At 66.0% G+C, this 18,272-nt stretch carries 19 protein-coding genes; 14 read left to right on the forward strand and 5 right to left on the reverse strand.

The genetic code is table 11. The features are described 5' to 3' along the window. Entirely contained in the window at window positions 1-1,206 is a 1,206-nt protein-coding gene (locus tag G6N55_RS01520; protein WP_085220582.1) for a cytochrome P450, read from the forward strand. Between the two features lie 2 nt (window positions 1,207-1,208). Continuing rightward, a complete protein-coding gene (locus tag G6N55_RS01525; protein ID WP_085220342.1) occupies window positions 1,209-2,180 on the forward strand; it encodes an SDR family NAD(P)-dependent oxidoreductase in 972 nt (323 codons plus the stop codon). A gap of 5 nt (window positions 2,181-2,185) precedes the next feature. Here G6N55_RS01525 and G6N55_RS01530 read toward each other — a convergent pair whose 3' ends face one another. Together G6N55_RS01530 and G6N55_RS01535 are read right to left on the reverse strand one after the other, a co-directional pair. After that, window positions 2,186-3,193, reverse strand: coding sequence for an aldo/keto reductase (locus tag G6N55_RS01530; protein WP_264002018.1), 1,008 nt, complete (start codon window positions 3,191-3,193; stop codon window positions 2,186-2,188). Between the two features lie 58 nt (window positions 3,194-3,251). Continuing rightward, entirely contained in the window at window positions 3,252-3,956 is a 705-nt protein-coding gene (locus G6N55_RS01535; RefSeq protein ID WP_085220340.1) for a hypothetical protein, read from the reverse strand. A 78-nt stretch (window positions 3,957-4,034) separates the two neighbouring features. On the opposite strand from G6N55_RS01535, the gene G6N55_RS01540 reads away from it, so the two are divergent. From G6N55_RS01540 to G6N55_RS01550, 3 genes are read left to right on the forward strand one after another with little or no spacing between them, the layout of a single operon-like run. Next, window positions 4,035-5,552 (forward strand): carboxylesterase/lipase family protein, encoded by a 1,518-nt coding sequence (locus G6N55_RS01540; RefSeq protein ID WP_085220339.1) that lies wholly within the window; start codon window positions 4,035-4,037, stop codon window positions 5,550-5,552. A 57-nt stretch (window positions 5,553-5,609) separates the two neighbouring features. Further along, entirely contained in the window at window positions 5,610-7,604 is a 1,995-nt protein-coding gene (locus G6N55_RS01545) for a DUF7064 domain-containing protein (RefSeq protein WP_085220338.1), read from the forward strand. A gap of 36 nt (window positions 7,605-7,640) precedes the next feature. Continuing rightward, window positions 7,641-8,102, forward strand: a complete 462-nt coding sequence (locus tag G6N55_RS01550; RefSeq protein WP_085220581.1) for a gluconokinase — start codon at window positions 7,641-7,643, stop codon at window positions 8,100-8,102. A 4-nt stretch (window positions 8,103-8,106) separates the two neighbouring features. Here the strand turns inward: G6N55_RS01550 and G6N55_RS01555 are convergent, their stop codons facing one another. Next, window positions 8,107-8,931 (reverse strand): DoxX family protein, encoded by an 825-nt coding sequence (locus G6N55_RS01555; RefSeq protein WP_085220337.1) that lies wholly within the window; start codon window positions 8,929-8,931, stop codon window positions 8,107-8,109. 77 nt (window positions 8,932-9,008) lie between these two features. On the opposite strand from G6N55_RS01555, the gene pncA reads away from it, so the two are divergent. From pncA to G6N55_RS01570, 3 genes are all read left to right on the forward strand, one after another. After that, the gene (gene pncA / locus G6N55_RS01560; RefSeq protein WP_163667125.1) at window positions 9,009-9,569 is read left to right on the forward strand and encodes a pyrazinamidase PncA; all 561 of its coding nucleotides are present in this window, start codon (window positions 9,009-9,011) and stop codon (window positions 9,567-9,569) included. Next, on the forward strand, window positions 9,569-10,369 hold the full coding sequence (locus tag G6N55_RS01565) for a ketosteroid isomerase family protein (RefSeq protein ID WP_085220336.1): 801 nt from the start codon (window positions 9,569-9,571) through the stop codon (window positions 10,367-10,369). Before pncA ends, G6N55_RS01565 begins: the two co-directional genes overlap by 1 nt. Before the next feature lie 104 nt (window positions 10,370-10,473). After that, window positions 10,474-11,112, forward strand: a complete 639-nt coding sequence (locus G6N55_RS01570; protein ID WP_163667128.1) for a hypothetical protein — start codon at window positions 10,474-10,476, stop codon at window positions 11,110-11,112. Here the strand turns inward: G6N55_RS01570 and G6N55_RS01575 are convergent. Further along, window positions 11,109-11,465, reverse strand: coding sequence for a DoxX family protein (locus G6N55_RS01575; protein WP_085220335.1), 357 nt, complete (start codon window positions 11,463-11,465; stop codon window positions 11,109-11,111). The two genes, G6N55_RS01570 and G6N55_RS01575, sit on opposite strands and share 4 nt — an antisense overlap. 185 nt (window positions 11,466-11,650) lie before the next feature. On the opposite strand from G6N55_RS01575, the gene G6N55_RS01580 reads away from it, so the two are divergent. The 6 genes from G6N55_RS01580 to G6N55_RS01605 all read left to right on the forward strand — a co-directional run bounded on the left by G6N55_RS01580 (window position 11,651) and on the right by G6N55_RS01605 (window position 17,823). Further along, entirely contained in the window at window positions 11,651-12,649 is a 999-nt protein-coding gene (locus G6N55_RS01580) for a sigma-70 family RNA polymerase sigma factor (protein WP_085220334.1), read from the forward strand. Continuing rightward, complete coding sequence (locus G6N55_RS01585; RefSeq protein ID WP_085220333.1) at window positions 12,639-13,967, forward strand: ABC transporter substrate-binding protein; 1,329 nt, start codon at window positions 12,639-12,641, stop codon at window positions 13,965-13,967. Before G6N55_RS01580 ends, G6N55_RS01585 begins: the two co-directional genes overlap by 11 nt. A gap of 95 nt (window positions 13,968-14,062) precedes the next feature. Further along, window positions 14,063-14,926: a carbohydrate ABC transporter permease gene (locus tag G6N55_RS01590; protein WP_232079019.1), complete on the forward strand. Its 864-nt coding sequence runs from the start codon at window positions 14,063-14,065 to the stop codon at window positions 14,924-14,926. Then, window positions 14,913-15,755 carry a carbohydrate ABC transporter permease gene (locus G6N55_RS01595; protein ID WP_085220331.1) on the forward strand — a complete coding sequence of 281 codons (843 nt, stop codon included), beginning with the start codon at window positions 14,913-14,915 and terminating at the stop codon, window positions 15,753-15,755. Before G6N55_RS01590 ends, G6N55_RS01595 begins: the two co-directional genes overlap by 14 nt. A gap of 3 nt (window positions 15,756-15,758) precedes the next feature. Beyond that, window positions 15,759-16,829: an ABC transporter ATP-binding protein gene (locus G6N55_RS01600; protein WP_085220330.1), complete on the forward strand. Its 1,071-nt coding sequence runs from the start codon at window positions 15,759-15,761 to the stop codon at window positions 16,827-16,829. 43 nt (window positions 16,830-16,872) lie between these two features. Continuing rightward, window positions 16,873-17,823: a patatin-like phospholipase family protein gene (locus tag G6N55_RS01605; protein WP_085220329.1), complete on the forward strand. Its 951-nt coding sequence runs from the start codon at window positions 16,873-16,875 to the stop codon at window positions 17,821-17,823. Here the strand turns inward: G6N55_RS01605 and G6N55_RS01610 are convergent. Next, on the reverse strand, window positions 17,820-18,107 hold the full coding sequence (locus tag G6N55_RS01610) for a DUF3349 domain-containing protein (protein ID WP_085220328.1): 288 nt from the start codon (window positions 18,105-18,107) through the stop codon (window positions 17,820-17,822). The two genes, G6N55_RS01605 and G6N55_RS01610, sit on opposite strands and share 4 nt — an antisense overlap. Window positions 18,108-18,272 lie beyond the last annotated feature (165 nt).

Genomic DNA, 18,272 nt, shown 5'->3' on the forward strand with positions numbered 1-18,272 from the left:
ATGTCAACCGATCTGAGCTCCGACATGGATCTTCCGGTGATCCCCGTACCGCGTGCCGCGCACTGCCCGCTGCATCCGCCGGCCGAATTCGTCGACTGGCGCCAGGAACCCGGACTGCGACGGGTCATGTACCACGGCCGACCGGCCTGGGTGGTGAGCCGGTACCACGACATCCGGGCGGCCCTGGTCGACCCGCGTCTGTCCGCCGACACCATCCCCGAATACCTGAGGCAGAAGAACACGGACAACACGCCGGTCATGTTCGCCCGGGTCGACGACCCCGAGCATCATCGGTTGCGGCGCATGCTGACCGGCGACTTCACCTTCCGGCGTTGCGAAGCGATGCGGCCCCGGATCCAGGAATTGGTCGATCATCATCTTGATGTCATGATCCGTAACGGGCCGCCGGCCGACCTGGTGCGCGACTTCGCCTTGCCGGTGCCGTCCCTGGTAATCGCGCTACTGCTGGGGGTGCCGTCCGAGGATCTCGCGTCCTTCCAGCAATACACCGCGGTTGGGCTGGATACGAGGGCATCCGACGACGAAAAGGCACAGGCCGGTGCCGCGATGTTCGGCTACCTCCTGGAATTGGTGGGGCGCAAGGAACGGGATCCGGCTGACGACCTGATCGGCCGCTTGGTTGCCGACTATGTCGTGACGGGCCAGCTCAACCGCGAGACCGCGGCGTTCTCCGGGATGACGCTGCTGGTCGCCGGCCACGAGACCAGCGCCAACATGATCTCGCTGGGAACGGTTGCGCTGCTGGAACGTCCCGAGATCTTCAAGCGACTCGGGGAGTCCGACGATCCCGCCGTCGTCGCCAACATCGTCGAAGAACTGATGCGTTATCTGTCCATCGTGCACAGTCAGGTGGACCGGGTGGCGACCGAGGACTTCGAACTCGGCGGTCAGTTGATCCAGGCCGGCGACATGGTCTTGATGAATATTCCGGCCGGGAATTGGGACGCTGACTTCGTCGACAATCCGGAATTCTTCGATGTGGAGCGGAATACCCGCGGTCACTTGGGGTTTGGCTATGGCGTGCATCAGTGCATCGGGGCGAATCTCGCTCGCGTCGAAATGCAGTCGGCGTTCACCACATTGGCGAGGCGTTTGCCCGGGCTGAGGCTGGCGGTAGCTCCGGATGAACTGAAATTCAAAGAGGCCGATATCTATGGCATGAAAGAACTTCCGGTGAGTTGGTGACGATGTCCACGAGTCAGTTGCGGTTCGACGATCAGGTTGCCGTCATCACCGGCGCCGGCGGGGGTTTGGGTAAGGAGTACGCGTTGTTGCTGGCGTCCCGTGGTGCGCGCGTCGTCGTCAACGACATCGGCGGCTCGGTGACCGGGGACGGCTCGAGCACCGAAGCGGCGGACGCCGCCGCCCACGAGATTCGCGAGCTCGGCGGTCAGGCCGTCCCGGATAGCCACAGCGTGACCAGTCCCGAAGGGGGGCAAGCGATTATCGATACCGCCCTGAGCGCCTGGGGTCGCGTCGATATCGTGATCAACAATGCCGGAATCGTGCGGGATGCACCGTTCGCGGATATGACCGCCGAGGTGTTCGAACCGCTGTTGGACGTGCACCTGCGGGGCGCGTTCCATGTGACACGGCCGGCGTGGAAGGCGATGCGCGAGCAGGGTTACGGGCGAATACTCAACACGACCTCGGCGGCGGGACTTCTGGGCAATGTCGGCATGAGCAACTATGGGTCTGCCAAGACCGGGCTACTCGGTTTTACCCGCGTGCTGGCTGCCGAGGGCGCCGACCACAACATCAAGGTCAACGCCGTCGCCCCGATCGCCTACACGCGGATGCTGACTCACTCGATCGACGGTGCCGCACCCCCGGCCGACGCGGCGGCGCGGGCGGTGCTGGACGACCTGACCAGCCAGTACCTCAAGAAGCTGGATCCCGCGCTGGTGGCTCCGGTGGTCGCGTTCCTGACCCACCGAGATTGCCCGGTGTCGGGAGAGGTTTATACCGTTGGTGCAGGCCATGTTTCGCGATTCTTCATCGGTCGGACGAAGGGTTTCTACAATCCCGGCCTGTCCATCGAGGATGTGCGGGATCACCTGGCCGAGATCCGCGACGAAGCCGGATACACGGTTCCCGGTGGACCCGCCGACGAGATGGCCGAACTCTTCGCGACGATCATGGCCGAGCAAGCGAACTAACGGCGTCACTCGCGCCCCGCCGACACCCAGCTGAGGTCCTCGAAGCGGTCACCGGAAACCGCCGAACCGGCAGAATCCAACGCCGCCAACTGCTCCGGTGTCAGGGTCACGTTCAGCGAACCGGCGTTCTCGTCGACTCGTGCTGCCCGGCGGGTGCCCGGGATCGGCACGCTGATGACGCCCAACTGTTCGCCGCGGTGACGCAGCCAGGCCAGCGCGACCTGCGCGCCGGTGGCGCCCTGTGCGTCCGCGATCGAGGTCACCACGTCCACGACGGCCAGATTGGCGTCCAGGGCGTCGTGGGCGAACCGCGGCATCCTGCTTCGGAAGTCGGCCGGTGAGGACAAATCCGCGGTGGAGCGGACAGTACCGGTGAGGAAGCCGCGTCCCAGGGGCGAATACGGCACGAATCCGACGCCCAGTTCGGCGGCGGCCGCTACGACGTTGCGCTCGACGTCGCGGCTCCACACCGACCATTCGCTTTGCACGGCGGCGATCGGGTGCACCGCGACCGCCGCGCGCAGCTCATCGGCTGTCACCTCGGACAATCCGAGGTGCCGCACCTTGCCGGCCGATACCAGCTCCGCCATTGCGCCGACCGTCTCTTCAATCGGGACATCGAGGTCGCGTCGGTGCATGTAGTACAAGTCGACGACGTCGGTGTCCAGCCGTCGCAAGCTTTCGTCGATGCACTCGTGGACGTACGCGGCGTCGCCGCGTACCGCTCGAGAACCCGCCAACGGGCTGCCGGCGATACCGAATTTCGTTGCGAGAGTGACCTCGTCGCGACGTTCCGCCAGCAGCTTGGCGATCAGCCGTTCGTTCTCCCCGCCGCCGTAGATGTTTGCGGTGTCGATGAAGGTGACGCCCCGGTCGAGGCAATGGTGCAGGGTGGCAAGCGATTCAGCGTCGTCGACCTCGCCATAGACCGGGGTCAGCGCCATCGCGCCGAACCCGATCGCACTGACGGTAAGCCCGTCGCCAAGTTCGACGGTGGGAATTGCGGTAGGCACGGGTGTACTCCTCGTCGCGGTTTGAGGTAATGAACACCGCCGCCGCGCCAAAAAATCCTCAGCAGCCGAACGCGATCCCGATCCCATCGGGCGGCGGCACCGACCGCAGGCAGCCGAACTGCTGGATCCCGGCGCCGCCGAACCTGGCGGCCGACTGGCGGGCGTAGTTCACGCAGAACAAGCCGGCCTGGTCGGCGCGACAGCGGTAGTCGTCGTAGGACAACGTGTCCCCGGCCGCCAACTCGGCGCCGTTGCCGTTGACGAACGGACCCGGGTCGGCGCGGGCCGCTCCGACCTGCAGATTCGTCCCGTCGAAGGTGACCCACCCGCCTTTCCATTCGCCGTAGGCCGTCTCCGGCCGGGGCGGGGGATTGGCCAGATCGACCAGACAGGTCAGCGTGCCACCGGTGTGCGCGGAATCCGTCGCACACGCGACGGGGCGGCCAGGAGGGCTGGCCGCCACGGTGAAGGCGACGTCGTTACCGAGCTGCGTGGTGACGCCGTCGCGGGTGACGGCGTGATAGCGGGCGGGATCGGCTGGATGACCTGCTTCGATCCACGCGATGACGTCCGAGATCGGCGCGCCGGCGGCGGGCGGGGCCGACGGCCCGGGCGGTTTACTCCCCGGCGAGACCGTGGTGGTCGGGGAGAAACCCGACACCGCCGTCGTGTTCGGGGTCTGGCTTCGCGCCGACTGGCCCCCGCCGCTGTGCGAGCATCCGGCAACCAGTACCGAGAGTGTGACCAACGCGGCCATTCGCATCCCGACAGGCTATCCGTCACAGCGCGGATTTAGCCGCTCCGCGCGCCCTACATATGTAGTGTCGGCTACCGTCGGCGTATGCACGAGCGCACTATCCGCGCACGCACCGCCAACGGCATCGTCGAGGGCTTCACCCGCGATGGCGTCAACCGCTGGCGATCCATTCCCTACGCACGGCCGCCGGTCGGGCGGCTGCGCTTCCGGGCGCCGCAGCCGGTGCAGCCGTGGTCGGGGGTGCGACATTGCCACGGGTTCACCAACTGCGCGCCCCAGCAGCGCCGCTACACGTTGCTCGGCCTCTCGGGTTACGGAGGCAGATACCAGCCGATGAGCGAGGATTGCCTCACCCTCAACGTCGTCGCGCCGGAATCGGGTCACGATGAACCGCTGCCGGTCATGGTCTTCATTCACGGCGGCGGGTACATCCTGGGCAGCTCGGCGGTCCCGCTGTACGACGGCGCGGCGCTGGCCCGCAGCGGTTGCGTGTACGTATCGGTCAACTACCGGCTGGGCGCGCTGGGATGTCTCGACCTGTCGTCCCTGTCCACCGCGGACGTCACCATCGACAGCAACCTGTACCTGCGCGACGTGGTGATGGCATTGCAGTGGGTTCGGGACAACATCGCCGGATTCGGTGGCGATCCCGGCAACGTCACCATCTTTGGTGAAAGTGCGGGCGCCTGCATCGCCGCCACGTTGTTGGCCGTGCCGGCCGCCGGGGGTCTGTTCGCCCGGGCGATCGCCGAAAGTCCGGCGTCCGGGCTGGTGCGGTCGAAGGAGATTTCGGCCCAGTTCGCGACACGATTCGCGAACTTGCTGGGCGCGCGGCCCGAGGACGCCGCCGCCACTTTGATGCAGGTGTCCCCGGCCCAGCTCGTGGAAACCCAAAATCGCCTGATCGAACAGGGCATGGAGAGCAAGCTGGGCGCCTTCCCGATCGGACCGGTCATCGGCGACGACATTCTGCCCGAAGATCCCGTCGAGGCGATGGAGTCCGGCCGGGCGCATCGGCTCCCGCTCATCGTGGGTACCAACGCCGACGAGGGCCGGTTGTTCACCCGATTCCTCAAAATGCTGCCCACCAACAAAACGATGATCGAAGAGTTGTTGGCCGACCTGGAACCGGCTGTCCGAGAACGCATTACCGGCGCCTATCCGGGTTACCCATCGTCGGAGGCGTGTATCCAGCTCGGTGGCGACTTCGCGTTCAGCTCGGCGGCCTGGCAGATCGCCGAGGCGCACTGCGGCCACGCGCCCACCTACCTGTACCGCTACGACTACGCACCGCGGATGCTGCGCTGGTCGGGGTTGGGTGCCACGCACGCCACCGAACTGCTGGCCGTCTTCGATTTCTATCGCACCCGGCTCGGCGCGTTCTTGACTGCCGCAGCCGACCAGCGCGCCGCGCTCAAGGTGAGCAATCAGGTGCAACGTCGTTGGCGAGCGTTCAGTCGAACCGGGGTGCCCGGGGACGACTGGCCCGCTTACACCTTCGACGACCGCGCCGTCTTCGTCTTCGACCGCAAGTCCCGCGTCGAATTCGATCCGCACCCGCATCGCCGGATGGCCTGGGCAGGCTTCTCATTGGCGCAGTGACCTGGCACGCTGACGTGGCACGCTAAATCGTCAGCGAAAATTCGGCAGAGGACGTCAATGCAGACCCAGCCAATCGAACGACCCAGTGATCTGACCGCCTCGTGGCTGACCGCCGCGATCGGTGCCGGAGAGGTCGCCGACTTCGAAACCGAACGCATCGGCACCGGCCAGATGAGCGAGTGCTACCGCGTGCGCCTGCGCTACCGCGACGGCGCCGCGGGGCCCGAGTCGGTGGTGCTGAAGGTCGCCGCCAGCGATCCGGTGAGTCGGCAAACCGGGTTGGCGCTGGGCCTCTACGAGCGCGAGGTTCGCTTCTACGGCGATATCGCGCCACGCCTGGGCGGCCCGATCGCGCCGTGCTATCACGCCGCGATCGACACCTCGACGGGAGTCTTCGATCTGCTACTCGGCGATGCGGTTCCCGCGGTCGTTGGCAACGAAATCGCCGGTGCCACAATAGAACAGGCCGCGATCGGGGTCGTCGAGCTGGGTCGGCTGCACGGCCCCCTGCTCGGTGACACCTCGCTGGCCGAGGCGCCGTGGCTCAATCGCGACACTCCGCTGAACCAAGGCATGATCGCCCCGCTGTACGCGGGCTTTCTCGAGCGTTACGGCGACCAGATCGCTCCGGCGCACCGCCTGGTGTGCGAGCGCCTGGTGGGCTCCTTCGACGCGTATTTGGCCGCCGAAGCGCAGCGCAACACGATCCAGGGCCTGGTTCACGGCGACTACCGACTGGACAACATGTTGTTCGGCGCCCAGCGGGCCGACCGCGCACTGACCGTCGTCGATTGGCAGACCGTCTCCTGGGGTCCGCCATTGACCGACCTGGCGTATTTCCTCGGCTGCGCACTGCCGACGGCGGATCGCCGGGCGCACTACGACGCGTTGCTGCGGGCCTACCACGAGGCGCTCGGGCCGAACGCGCCGATCACGTTCGCCGACATCACCGAAGGTGTTCGCCGACAAGCCTTTTTCGGCGTGATGATGGCGATCGTTTCATCGATGCTGGTGGAACGCACCGAGCGCGGCGACCAGATGTTCATGACGATGCTCGCGCGGCACTGCGACCACGTGCTCGATACCGACGCGCTGGCGACGCTGCCGAATGCGGTGGCACCCGAGCCGCTGCGGCCATCGGACGACGACGAACTCGCACATGCCCCGACCGGCGAACCGCTGTGGAGTGAGAGCTGGTACGCCGATTTCGTCGATGCGGCACAGGGATTCGGCGGCTGGTTCCGGATCGGTCTGGTCGCCAACCAGCAGGCCGCGTGGGTGCAGGTGCTGCTGTGCGGACCCGACCTCCCGACCGTGGCCGTGCTGGATTACGAAGTTCCGCTACCGGAGGACCCGTGGGTGTTGTCCACCGATGCCTTCGAAATCAGGCACTCCGCCGGCGCTGCGCTGCAGACCTATCGTGTCGACGTGCGGGCACAGGGTCAGTCCTACGCGGACCCGTCGGCGATATTGCGTGGCGAAGCGGGAACGCCCGTCGACATCACGATGAATCTGGTGTGGACCACCGACGGTGCCCCGTACAAATACCGGATAACCACCCGCTACGAAATCCCTTGCACCGTAACGGGAACCGTCACCGTTGGCGACACCACCTACCGCATGGATTCCGTTGCGGGACAGCGTGATCACTCGTGGGGTGTCCGCGACTGGTGGAGCATGGATTGGATGTGGAGCGCGCTGCACCTCGGCGATGGCACCCACCTGCACGGATTGGATATCAACATCCCGAATGTCCCTCCGGTGGGTATCGGCTATATCCAGGATTCCGAGGCAAACGTCACCGAACTCCACACCGTGACCAACCCACGTTCCTTCGGCGCCAACGGTTTACCTCTTAAGATGACGCTTAGTCTCGATCCGGGTGCGATCAGCGGCGACGTGGATATCCACGGCCACGCCCCGGTGCTCCTAACCGGCCCCGACGGACAGGTGAGCGAGTTCGCCCGCGCCTGGGTCAGTATCGACACCGCGGACGGCCGCACCGGCGTCGGCTGGATGGAATGGAACCGCAACCTCGCGCGACAGAGCTAGGCGGTGCCGACCGCCGCGGCGTCGCCCATCGTGGTGATGGGTGTGTCCGGATCGGGCAAGTCGACGGTGGGTTCCGCACTCGCACAACGGCTGGGCGTGCCCTTCGTCGACGCCGATCATTTGCATCCGCCGTCCAATGTCGCCAAAATGGCTGCCGGACAACCGCTTAACGACGACGATCGCCATCCGTGGCTGCAACGAGTCGGGGAGTGGCTGGCCGGTCACCGCGACGGTGGGGTGATGAGTTGCTCGGCGCTCAAACGCGCCTACCGCGACCAATTGCGCGCACACTGCTCGCGCACCGAGTTCCTCTACCTGAGTGGCTCACCGCAGCAAATCGGCGCGCGGTTGGCGGCCAGGCCGGACCATTTCATGCCGGCCGCGTTGTTGCGTTCGCAATTCGACGCCTTGGAACCGCTGGGTGACGACGAGCCCGGGGTCACCGTCGATATCGGCCGAAGTGTCGACGCGATCGTCGACACCTTCCTGACGAGCTAGCCGATTACCAGGGACGCTTGCGGCGACGGGTCTTGATCTGACCGCCGACTCGTTCGCGCGCCGCGTCGGCCAATTGGCTGCTGTGCGTGCGCGCGGTTTCGGCCAGTTCCTCACCGCGTACCCGGGCCGTGCTGGCCAGCTTTTCGCCCCGCTTGCGCGCTTTTTCCGCAAGGGGTGCACCACGTTCGGCGGCGGCGCTGGCCAATTCGCGGCCGCGGCCCAGGGCGGCTTCGGCGTACGGCGCGCCCCGCTCGGCCGCCGTGCTGGCCAGTTCGCGACCGCGCTCGGCGCCGAGTTGGAGTCCGTGCGCGATTCTTTCGCCGAGCTCGCCGAAGTCGGTGTCGTCCGATCCGGGTACCCCCGAGGACACCCGGTCGGACAGACGCTCGGCAGCCCGGCGGCCGCGCCATCCCAGCGACGGCTTGCCCGCGGTATCGGCGGACGCGATCATCAGTCCGCCCAACAGGCTCAGATCTTTCAAGAACCCGCGACGCAGCTCGGCTTTGCGCTCCGGGTCCGTCTCGGTCCAGAAGGAGTAGGTGCCGAGGTTCGCCGGCAGCACCGTCAACGCGAGTGCGGCCGAGGCAACGCGGGGCATCTTGCCGGTGGCGAGCAGCAATCCGCCCACGATCTGAACACCCGCGGTGATCTGGGCGAACGTCTGGGGGTCGGCAGGTATGTTGCGGGCCACCTGATCCGGTAGCGCCTGCAGACCGTCCACCGCAGGTGCTGCGGCTTCCGCGGCGGTCTTGGGATTGAGCAGCGATTCCACTCCTTGGCCGACAAAGGCAACCGACAACAGGGGACGCGCGATTCTGCGGATGACCATGGCAGGGGGTTACCCGGGTGGTCGGCAAACAAACCGGCCCGCCCATCGCCGCAGTTGACGGCGATATGGTGGAGCGCGTGCGAGCGTTGATCATCGTCGACGTGCAAAACGACTTTTGCGCGGGTGGCTCGGTGCCCGTCACCGGCGGCGCCGAGGTGGCCGGCGCCATCAACGACTATCTGTCCGGCGAGCCCGGCTACCAGCACGTCGTGGCTACCCAGGATTTCCATATCGACCCGGGGGACCACTTCTCCGAGCACCCGGACTATTCGTCGTCCTGGCCGCCGCACTGCGTCGCCGGAAGTCCGGGGGCGGAATTTCGTCCCGACCTCGACACCCGGCCGATTGAGGCGATATTCCGCAAGGGCGCCCACGCCGCCGCGTACAGCGGCTTCGAGGGCGCCGACGAGAACGGGACGGTGCTACTCGAGTGGTTGCGGCGGCGCGGCGTCGACGAGGTCGACGTCGTCGGCATTGCCACCGACCACTGCGTCCGGCGAACCGCCGAGGACGCGACACGCAACGGGTTGCGCACCCGGGTTCTGGTCGACCTCACGGCGGCGGTTGCGCCCAGTTCGGTCGCGCAAGCTATGGACGAGATGCGAAGTGCCGGAATCGAATTGATAGAGGGCATCTGATGGCGGTGCCGCTGGATCGAGAGACTCTGCTGGCCGCGGTGGAGCGGTCGCCACGGGCGGCCGCCGCGCATGACCGCGCCGGGTGGGTGGGGTTGTTCACCGAGGACGGGCGTATCGAAGACCCGGTCGGCTCACGACCGCACCTGGGCCCGGTCCAGATCGGACACTTCTACGACACCTTCATCGGCCCGCGCGAGATCGCATTCCATCGCGAGCTCGACATCGTCTTCGGCACCGTCGTGCTGCGCGATCTCGAGCTCGAGGTGTCGATGGGGTCGGCCGTCACCATGTACATCCCCGCGTTCCTGCGCTACGACCTTCGAGAAGCGAACGGCAAGTGGCAGATTGCTCATCTACGGGCCTACTGGGAGCTGCCGGCGATGATGCTGCAGTTTCTGCGGACCGGATCGCCGGCGATATCGCCTGCCCTGCAACTGTCGCGAGATCTGCTGGGCAATCAGGGGTTGTCGGGTACGGCGGGCTTCATGAGCGGCCTTCGCCGGCCGGGTGCACGTCACAAGAGGCTGGTGCGCACGTTCCTCGCCGCCGTTGCAAGTGGTGATACGTTGGGCGCCGCGCACGCGCTATCGCCTTCGGCCGCAATCACTTTGGGAGACAGCGACCCGCTCGACATCGGCGAATTCGCGACCGAACTAAACCGGGCGAACTGGACCAAGATGAACGGTGCGGGGTCCACGGTGACCGTTTCGCTCAGTTCGAGTCACGGTCGCGGCATTATCTTCGCCGACCTGGGCCGACGCGGCAAAGCGATCGATCAAATCCGTTATTTTCCAGGCTGAGCGGACCAAGGCGATCGCCACCCGGTGCGCGCCGCATCGTTGCATCTATTGCCGAGGACCTGATGGGTGCCGTAGAAATAGCTGTCATGAGACGGAGGCAAACGATGAGTGTGGTACGAACCGTTGGCGTCGGGGTGGCGATCACCGCATTGCTGACCGTCGCGACAGGCTGTGGCAAAGACGAAAAGCCATCTTCCTCGTCATCGTCGTCGTCGACGTCCTCGTCGACCTCCGCGGCGTCGTCGAGTTCGGCGGCATCCTCATCCGCGTCGAGTGCGGCGCCCTCGGGAACCGCGCCACTGGCCGACTACTCCAACTTGCTGGTCACGGCCGCCGACATCGGCGCCGACACCACGTTGGGTCCGCCGGAGCAGAACCCCGGCGGCGTGGCCGGGGTGGCGGTGACCTTCAGCAACACCTCGAAAACCCACACCATCACCGACCTCCTCGTCGTCTTTACCGACGCGGCTTCGGCCGCCCAAGGCGCCAAGGACCGCCCGGCGTCGCTGGGCAAATACGTCACCGGTGCCCCCCAGCCGTTCGCGGTGGGGACGAACGGGATCATCGTCGTCGGCCCGTCGCCCGATAACACCAAATCGGTGACCTACGTGGTGTTCTCCGAGGGCAAGGTCGTCGTCGACCTGGAGTTCGACAGCGGACCCAACGACGCCGCTCCGCAGGACTTCGTGCTCGACGTTGCCAAGAAGCAGGACGACGCGGTAAAGACCCGCACGACCAGCTAGTAGCGCTGGATCACCAGCAGCGCCAGCGACGCCGCCGACAGGCACAGGAACGCGCCGGGAAAGGCGATGTTGTACAGGACGTGTGCCCTGACGTGAGTCAGCACCGCACCGACGAAGAACAGGACCAGGCCGGCCGCGGCCGCGATGCCTAACGCCGGCAGACCCACCAGCCCGGCGACCAGGCCGACGGCCCCGGCCAGCTTGGTCACCCCCAGCGCCGGTATCCACGAACGCGGCACGCCGACCTCGGCCGAGTTTGCCAGGACGAATTTCGCCGGGATCAGGTCGGCGACGGCGATCCCGCCGGTGGCGATCACGGTGATCAGGGTGATCACCAGGTATGCGGTGTGCATGCGAATCAGGTCCTTTCCATCGTTGTATCCGTTGTGGTGGAGCTATTTCCGCACCGGCGAGCCGCGTGGCCGCGGCGCGCGTCGCGGCGCACAATCGGTAGCGTCATGGTGCTGATCTCTTCTGCGCAGCGAGTTCGATCGACGCGGTCACCTTCTTGACGGCTCCCGTGCGGAAAAGGTGACCCATGACCGAAAATCCGTTGGACCTCGCCGATCTGGCGAAACAGTTCGACGCCGACCGGCAGCACTTGCGGGCGGTGGCATTTCGGCTGCTCGGCTCGCTGGCGGACGCGGACGACGCGGTGCAGTCCGCATGGCTGAAGGCCAGCCGCGCGGCCGGCGTCGGCGACGTCGTCAACCTGACCGGTTGGTTCACGACGATCACCGCCCACGAGGCGTTCGACCAGCTTCGCGCCCGCAAGCGCCGCGCCGAGCAGCCGTTGGCCGACGCGGGAGAGCTCGACCGGCTGGCCACCGCGTCGGCATCGGCGGACGAGGAGGCGCTGCTGGTCGACTCGGTCGGCACCGCGATGCTGGTGGTGCTGGACCGCCTCTCGCCCGCGCAGCGCGTCGCGTTCGTCCTGCACGATCTTTTCGCCGTGCCGTTCGAGACGATCGGTGACGTGCTGGACCGGTCGCCGACGGCCGCGAAGAAGCTGGCGAGTCGGGCCCGGGCACGACTGCACAACGGCTCGCCCGCCCGACCCCGCGGCGAGGCCGAACACCTCGAGGTTGTCGACGCGTTTCTGGCGGCATCCCGCGGCGGTGATATCGCCACGTTGCTCGAGTTGTTGGCCCCCGACGTGGTGCGCCGGGTCGATCGCGTGCTGATTCCCGACGACATGGCGGCCGAGTTGCGCGGGGCCCGCGAGGTCGCCGAGGAGACGCGTCACTTCGCCCAGCGCGCGCGGGCCGGCGTGGTCATGCTGGTCGACGGTGTCCCCGGCATCGTGATCGCGCCGCGGGGCCGCGCGCGGATCCTGTTGCAGCTCGGCATCGGCGCCGACAACCGCATTTGCTTGATCGACATCACCGCCGACGCCGACCGCCTGCACCGGGTGGTTCTCGCGTTGCCGGGGTGGCCGTCTCAGGCGGATGCCAGCCCCATCGGGTACCAAGGACATGGGACACGGCCGGTCGGGCCGTCGGAGATGGGGCGGGAACGGGAGGACGATGCTCGGTAAGCCGTTCGGACGGCGGAGCTTGATGCGGGGCGCTGGCGCACTGACCGCCGCGGCTCTGGCGCCGTGGGCCGGTGGCTGCGCTTCCGACGACGACGACGCGTTGACGTTCTTCTTCGCGGCCAACCCGGACGAGTCCGCCGCCCGGCTGCGTGTCGTCGGCGAATTCGAGCGCCGTCATCCCGACATCAAGGTGCGGGTGGTGCGGTCCGGGCCGGGAGTGATGCAGCAGTTGTCCACGTTTTGCGCGGGCGGCAAATGTCCGGACGTGCTGCAAGCGTGGGAACTGAGCTATGCCGAGTTGGCTACCCGGGGAGTGTTGCAAGACCTCAACGACCCACTGGCGCGCGATCAGGCCTTCGCCGCCGAATTGAAGGCGGACAGCGTTGCGCCGCTGTATGACACGTTCGCGCTCAACGGCGAGCAATCGGCTTTTCCGGAACAGTGGTCCGGAAATTTCCTGTTCTACAACACGCGGCTGTTCGCCGAGGCCGGCGTGGCAGCTCCGCCCACGGCCTGGGACAAGACGTGGACGTTCGCCGAATTCCTGGACGCGGCGAAGGCGTTGACCAAGCGGGACGGATCGGGCCGGGTCACGCAGTGGGGTTTCGTCAACACCTTTGTCTCGTACTACTCGGCCGGATTGTTCGCGCTGAACAATGGCGTGCCGTGGTCGACGCCGCGCCGGAACCCGACCCATTTCAATTTCGACAACCCGGCGTTCATGGAGGCGGTGCAGTTCTATGCCGACCTCGCCAACAAGCACAAGGTGGCACCCAACGCCTCCGAGGTGCAGTCGATGTCGACGCCGGATCTGTTCGCGGCGGGCAAGGCCGCGATCGCGCTGGGGGGTCACTGGCGATACCAGACCTTCATCAGCGCCGAGGGATTGGATTTCGATGTCGCCCCTCTGCCGGTAGGGCCATCCCTGCCCCACGGGCATAGCGCCTGCTCCAATATCGGCACCACCGGACTGGCCATCTCGGCGAGCAGCCGGCACAAGGAGCAGGCATGGCAGTTCGTCAAGTTTGCCTGCGGCCCCGTCGGCCAGGCGATCATCGCCGAATCCAGCCTCTTCGTGCCGGTGCTGCGATCGGTGCTCGCGTCGGACGGATTCGCCAAGGCCCACAACAGGATTCGTAACCTCGCGGTGCTCACCGAGGGGCCGTCCTATTCCGAAGGCCTGCCGGTCACCCCGGCATGGGAAAAAATCGTTGCGCTGATGGATCGCAACATGGGACCCGTCCTGCGCGGGTCCCGCCCCGCGACATCGCTGACGGGGTTGTCGGGCGCAGTCGACGAGGTGTTGCGAAACCCATGACATCGGTGAACCAATCAGCTTTGCTCACCTCGACCACCGCGAAACGCCATCCGCAGGGGCCCTATCCGTCGCGGCGGCGAGCCTGGGCGGGACGCATGTTCGTCGCACCGAACCTGGCGGCGGTCGCGGTGTTCATGCTCTTTCCCCTCGGGTTTTCGCTGTTCATGAGCTTTCAGCAATGGGACGTGTTCAGAGCGCCGAAGTTCGTCGGGTTGAAGAACTTCGAAGACCTGTTCACGTCCGACCCGCTGTTTCTCATCGCCATCCGCAACACCGTGGTCTTCACACTCGGAACGGTCATACCCACCGTTGTCATCAGTCTCGTCGTCGCTGCCGTGCTGAACCGAGAGGCCAAGGGCATAGCCATCGTCCGGACAATCGTCTTCATGCCACTGGCGATCTCGTCGGTGGTGCTGGCGGTCGTCTGGCAATTCGTCTTCAACACCGACAACGGGCTGCTCAACATCATGCTCGGCTGGGTGGGAATCGACCCGGTGCCGTGGCTGGTCGACCCGAATTGGGCGATGGCGTCACTCTGCGTGGTCGCCGTGTGGCGCAGTGTGCCGTTCGCGACCATCATCCTGCTGGCGGCAATGCAGGGAGTGCCGCAAACCGTGTACGAGGCAGCCAAAATCGACGGTGCGGGCGAGATACGGCAGTTCTGGTCGATCACCGTGCCGTTGATCCGCGGCTCGGTGTCGTTCGTCATCGTCATTTCAATCATCCACGCGTTCCAGGCGTTTGACATGGTCTACGTTCTCAACGGCGCCAATGGCGGCCCGGAGACCTCGACCTACGTGCTGGGCATCATGTTGTTCCAGCACGCCTTCTCGTTCCTGGAATTCGGCTATGCGTCGGCGCTGGCATGGGTGATGTTCGCAATATTGCTGATATTGACCGTGGTGCAGTTGCGGCTGACGCATCGGCGATCTTGGGAGGCTTCGCGTGGCCTTAGCTGAGGGACTGTTCAAGCGCATTACTTTTCGCGCCGTGGTGGTCTACGCCGCGCTGGTGACCATCGCCTGGTGCTGGCTTTTCCCGGTTGCCTGGGCGGTGTCGGGCTCGCTGAAGAGGGAGGGTGAGATCAGCGAGCCGAAGCTGTTGCCATCCCACCCGCGGTGGTCGAACTACACCGAGGTGTTCCGCGTGATGCCGTTCTGGCGAATGTTTTTCAATACCGTGCTGTACGCCGGATGCGTGACCGCCGGGCAGGTCTTCTTCTGCTCATTGGCCGGATATGCCTTCGCGCGCCTGCAATTCCGAGGCCGCGACACCCTGTTCGTGCTGTACCTGGGGACGCTGATGGTGCCGCTGACCGTGACGGTGATTCCGCAATTCATCCTGATGCGGACGGTGGGATGGGTCGACACGCCGTGGGCGATGATCGTGCCGGGTTTGTTCGGCAGCGCGTTCGGCACCTACCTGATGCGCCAGTTCTTCCAAACGCTGCCGGGTGATCTCGAGGAAGCCGCGATTCTCGACGGGTGTTCGCCGTGGCAGATCTACTGGAGGATTCTGTTGCCCCATGCCAGGCCCGCCGTGATGGTGCTTGCCGTGCTCACCTGGGTCAACGTCTGGAACGACTTTCTGTGGCCGCTGTTGATGATTCAGCGCAACAGTCTGGCCACGCTGACCCTCGGGCTGGTGCGGCTGCGGGGGGAGTACGTCGCGCGCTGGCCGATCATCATGGCGGCCTCGATCATCATTATGGTGCCGTTGGTGATCATCTATGCGGTGGCGCAGCGCTCCTTTGTGCGCGGCATCGCCGTGACCGGGCTGGGTGGGTGAGTCGTGGCTTCGGTGAGCTGGGAGCAAGCGACTCGACAATTCCCGGGCACGGACCGCCCAGCCCTCGACGGTCTCGACTTGTTCGTCGCGGACGGCGAGTTCGTCGTTCTGGTCGGGCCCTCGGGATGTGGCAAGACGACCTCGTTGCGGATGGTGGCCGGATTGGAGACGCTGGACTCCGGGTGCGTCCGCATCGGTGAGCGCGACGTCACCCATGTCGACCCCAAGGATCGCGACGTGGCGATGGTGTTCCAGAACTACGCGCTGTACCCGCACATGACGGTCGCGCAGAATATGGGTTTCGCGTTGAAGATCGCGAAGACCTCGAAAGCCGAGATCTACGACCGGGTTCTCGCCGCGGCGAAATTGCTCGATCTGGAACCGTATCTGGATCGCAAACCCAAAGACCTCTCCGGTGGGCAACGCCAGCGGGTGGCGATGGGGCGCGCGATCGTGCGGCGCCCGCAGGTGTTCCTGATGGACGAGCCGTTGTCCAATCTCGACGCCAAACTGCGGGTGCAAACCCGCAATCAGATTGCGGCGCTGCAGCGACGGCTGGGGACGACGACCGTCTACGTCACCCACGACCAGGTCGAGGCCATGACGATGGGAGACCGTGTGGCAGTCCTGCGCGACGGCGTGCTGCAGCAGTTCGCGGCGCCACGCGAGCTGTACCGCAACCCGGCGAACGTGTTCGTTGCCGGATTCATCGGATCGCCGGCAATGAACCTGTTCACCTTGCCAATCGTGGATTCGGCTGTGTCACTGGGGGATTGGCCGATCCAGCTACCGCGTGAGATCGCCGGCCATGCCAGCCAGATCGTGGTCGGGGTCCGGCCCGAGCACTTCGAGCTGGGCGGCCTCGGCGTCGAGATGGAGGTCGACGTCGTCGAGGAGCTCGGCGCCGACGCGTACCTGTATGGCCGAATCACCGACTCCGCGAAGGGAATCGACCAGGACGTCGTTGCCCGCGCCGACGGGCGCAATCCGCCGCAGAAGGGCAGTCGGGTGCGGCTGCACCCGGAAGTCGGGCACGTGCATTTCTTCGGGGTCGACGGCGAGCGGATCTCGTGAGCACCGCGCCCGGCGTCGGCCATCTTGATGGTAGGGGCCGGTGATGGATTCGGTCGATCTGGTCTGCGAGGGCGGCGGCGTTCGGGGTATCGGCCTGGTCGGTGCGGTCGACGCGCTGGCGGCGGCCGGTTACCGGTTTCCCCGGGTCGCCGGGACGAGCGCGGGCGCCATCGTCGCGTCGCTGGCGGCCGCCCTGCAGGCGGCAGGCGAACCGCTGACCCGGCTCGCCGAGATCATGCGTTCTCTCGACTATCGAAAGTTCTTGGACCGCAACCTGATCGGGCACGTGCCGCTGATCGGCGGGGGGCTGTCACTGCTGGTTTCGGATGGAGTCTATCGCGGTGCCTATCTCGAACACCTGCTGGCCGGATTGCTCGGCGACCTGGGGGTGCGGACCTTCGGCGACCTGCGCACCGGTGAGGAGCCCGAACAGTTCGCGTGGTCGCTGGTCGTCACCGCCAGCGATCTGTCCCGGCGCCGGCTGGTGCGCATCCCGTGGGACCTCGACTCCTATGGAATCGACCCGGACGAATTTCCGGTGGCACGCGCGGTGCACGCATCGGCGGCGATTCCCTACGTGTTCGAGCCGGTGCGAGTGGGCGGCGCCACCTGGGTCGACGGCGGGTTGTTGTCGAGCTTTCCGGTAGCGCTGTTCGACCGCGCCCAACCGCGGTGGCCGACGTTCGGGATCCGGCTCTCGGCGCGGCCGGGCATTCCGCCCACGCATCCGGTGCACGGGCCGGTTTCGTTGGGCATCGCTGCGATCGAGACCCTGGTGAGCAATCAGGACAATGCCTACATCGACGATCCATGTACGGTGCGACGAACCATTTTCGTGCCCGCGGACGAGGTGAGCCCGATCGACTTCGATATCACCGCCGACCAGCGCGACGCTCTCTACCAGCGCGGATTGCTCGCGGGCCAGGAATTTTTGAAGACGTGGAACTATGCCGACTATCTGAGGGCTTGCGGCGGGCCGGTCGCAGGGGATTAGCCCCGCGTGCACCCGATCGCGTCGAGTCGATGTTCGACGCGCTTGATGTCGTCGAGTGAGGGCATCGCGTTGGTGATCCGGAAGATTGCGACACCGACATCGACGGTGCCGATCGGAGCCGCTCCCCGGGCCATGAATTCGCTTGTAATAGTTGCGATCTCGTCGTCCGTTACCCGGCGGCACAGCAGCGCCGCGAGCGGCAGATAACCCCTCGACGGCATGCCGGTCGGGTAGCCGGCGCGCAGAAACGCGACAGCCCTCGACACCAGACCAGCCATCCCCATGACTCCACCTCGTTAACGACAGCATGTTAAGCGCTCTAAGTAAGGTAGCAGTGGCCTCGCGGTTCGTAGGTAGGGCAACGCAGTCCTTACGCAGATCGCCCCGATTTTTCCGGTCCATTAGCGCCCGCCGCCCCGTGGCACGGGCGCGCCGGTCACGAATTCTGG

It is taken from the genome of Mycobacterium florentinum (assembly GCF_010730355.1).
Taxonomy (GTDB): domain Bacteria; phylum Actinomycetota; class Actinomycetes; order Mycobacteriales; family Mycobacteriaceae; genus Mycobacterium; species Mycobacterium florentinum.

Excerpts from the sequence above, each read along its gene's own strand:
- G6N55_RS01520 (WP_085220582.1), top strand. The coding sequence starts at position 1 with ATGTCAACCGATCTGAGCTCCGACATGGATCTTCCGGTGATCCCCGTA.
- G6N55_RS01525 (WP_085220342.1), top strand. The coding sequence starts at position 1,209 with ATGTCCACGAGTCAGTTGCGGTTCGACGATCAGGTTGCCGTCATCACC.
- G6N55_RS01535 (WP_085220340.1), bottom strand. The coding sequence starts at position 3,956 with ATGCGAATGGCCGCGTTGGTCACACTCTCGGTACTGGTTGCCGGATGC.
- G6N55_RS01540 (WP_085220339.1), top strand. The coding sequence starts at position 4,035 with ATGCACGAGCGCACTATCCGCGCACGCACCGCCAACGGCATCGTCGAG.
- G6N55_RS01545 (WP_085220338.1), top strand. The coding sequence starts at position 5,610 with ATGCAGACCCAGCCAATCGAACGACCCAGTGATCTGACCGCCTCGTGG.
- G6N55_RS01550 (WP_085220581.1), top strand. The coding sequence starts at position 7,641 with ATGGGTGTGTCCGGATCGGGCAAGTCGACGGTGGGTTCCGCACTCGCA.
- G6N55_RS01555 (WP_085220337.1), bottom strand. The coding sequence starts at position 8,931 with ATGGTCATCCGCAGAATCGCGCGTCCCCTGTTGTCGGTTGCCTTTGTC.
- G6N55_RS01565 (WP_085220336.1), top strand. The coding sequence starts at position 9,569 with ATGGCGGTGCCGCTGGATCGAGAGACTCTGCTGGCCGCGGTGGAGCGG.
- G6N55_RS01570 (WP_163667128.1), top strand. The coding sequence starts at position 10,474 with ATGAGTGTGGTACGAACCGTTGGCGTCGGGGTGGCGATCACCGCATTG.
- G6N55_RS01575 (WP_085220335.1), bottom strand. The coding sequence starts at position 11,465 with ATGCACACCGCATACCTGGTGATCACCCTGATCACCGTGATCGCCACC.
- G6N55_RS01580 (WP_085220334.1), top strand. The coding sequence starts at position 11,651 with ATGACCGAAAATCCGTTGGACCTCGCCGATCTGGCGAAACAGTTCGAC.
- G6N55_RS01585 (WP_085220333.1), top strand. The coding sequence starts at position 12,639 with ATGCTCGGTAAGCCGTTCGGACGGCGGAGCTTGATGCGGGGCGCTGGC.
- G6N55_RS01590 (WP_232079019.1), top strand. The coding sequence starts at position 14,063 with ATGTTCGTCGCACCGAACCTGGCGGCGGTCGCGGTGTTCATGCTCTTT.
- G6N55_RS01605 (WP_085220329.1), top strand. The coding sequence starts at position 16,873 with ATGGATTCGGTCGATCTGGTCTGCGAGGGCGGCGGCGTTCGGGGTATC.
- G6N55_RS01610 (WP_085220328.1), bottom strand. The coding sequence starts at position 18,107 with ATGGGGATGGCTGGTCTGGTGTCGAGGGCTGTCGCGTTTCTGCGCGCC.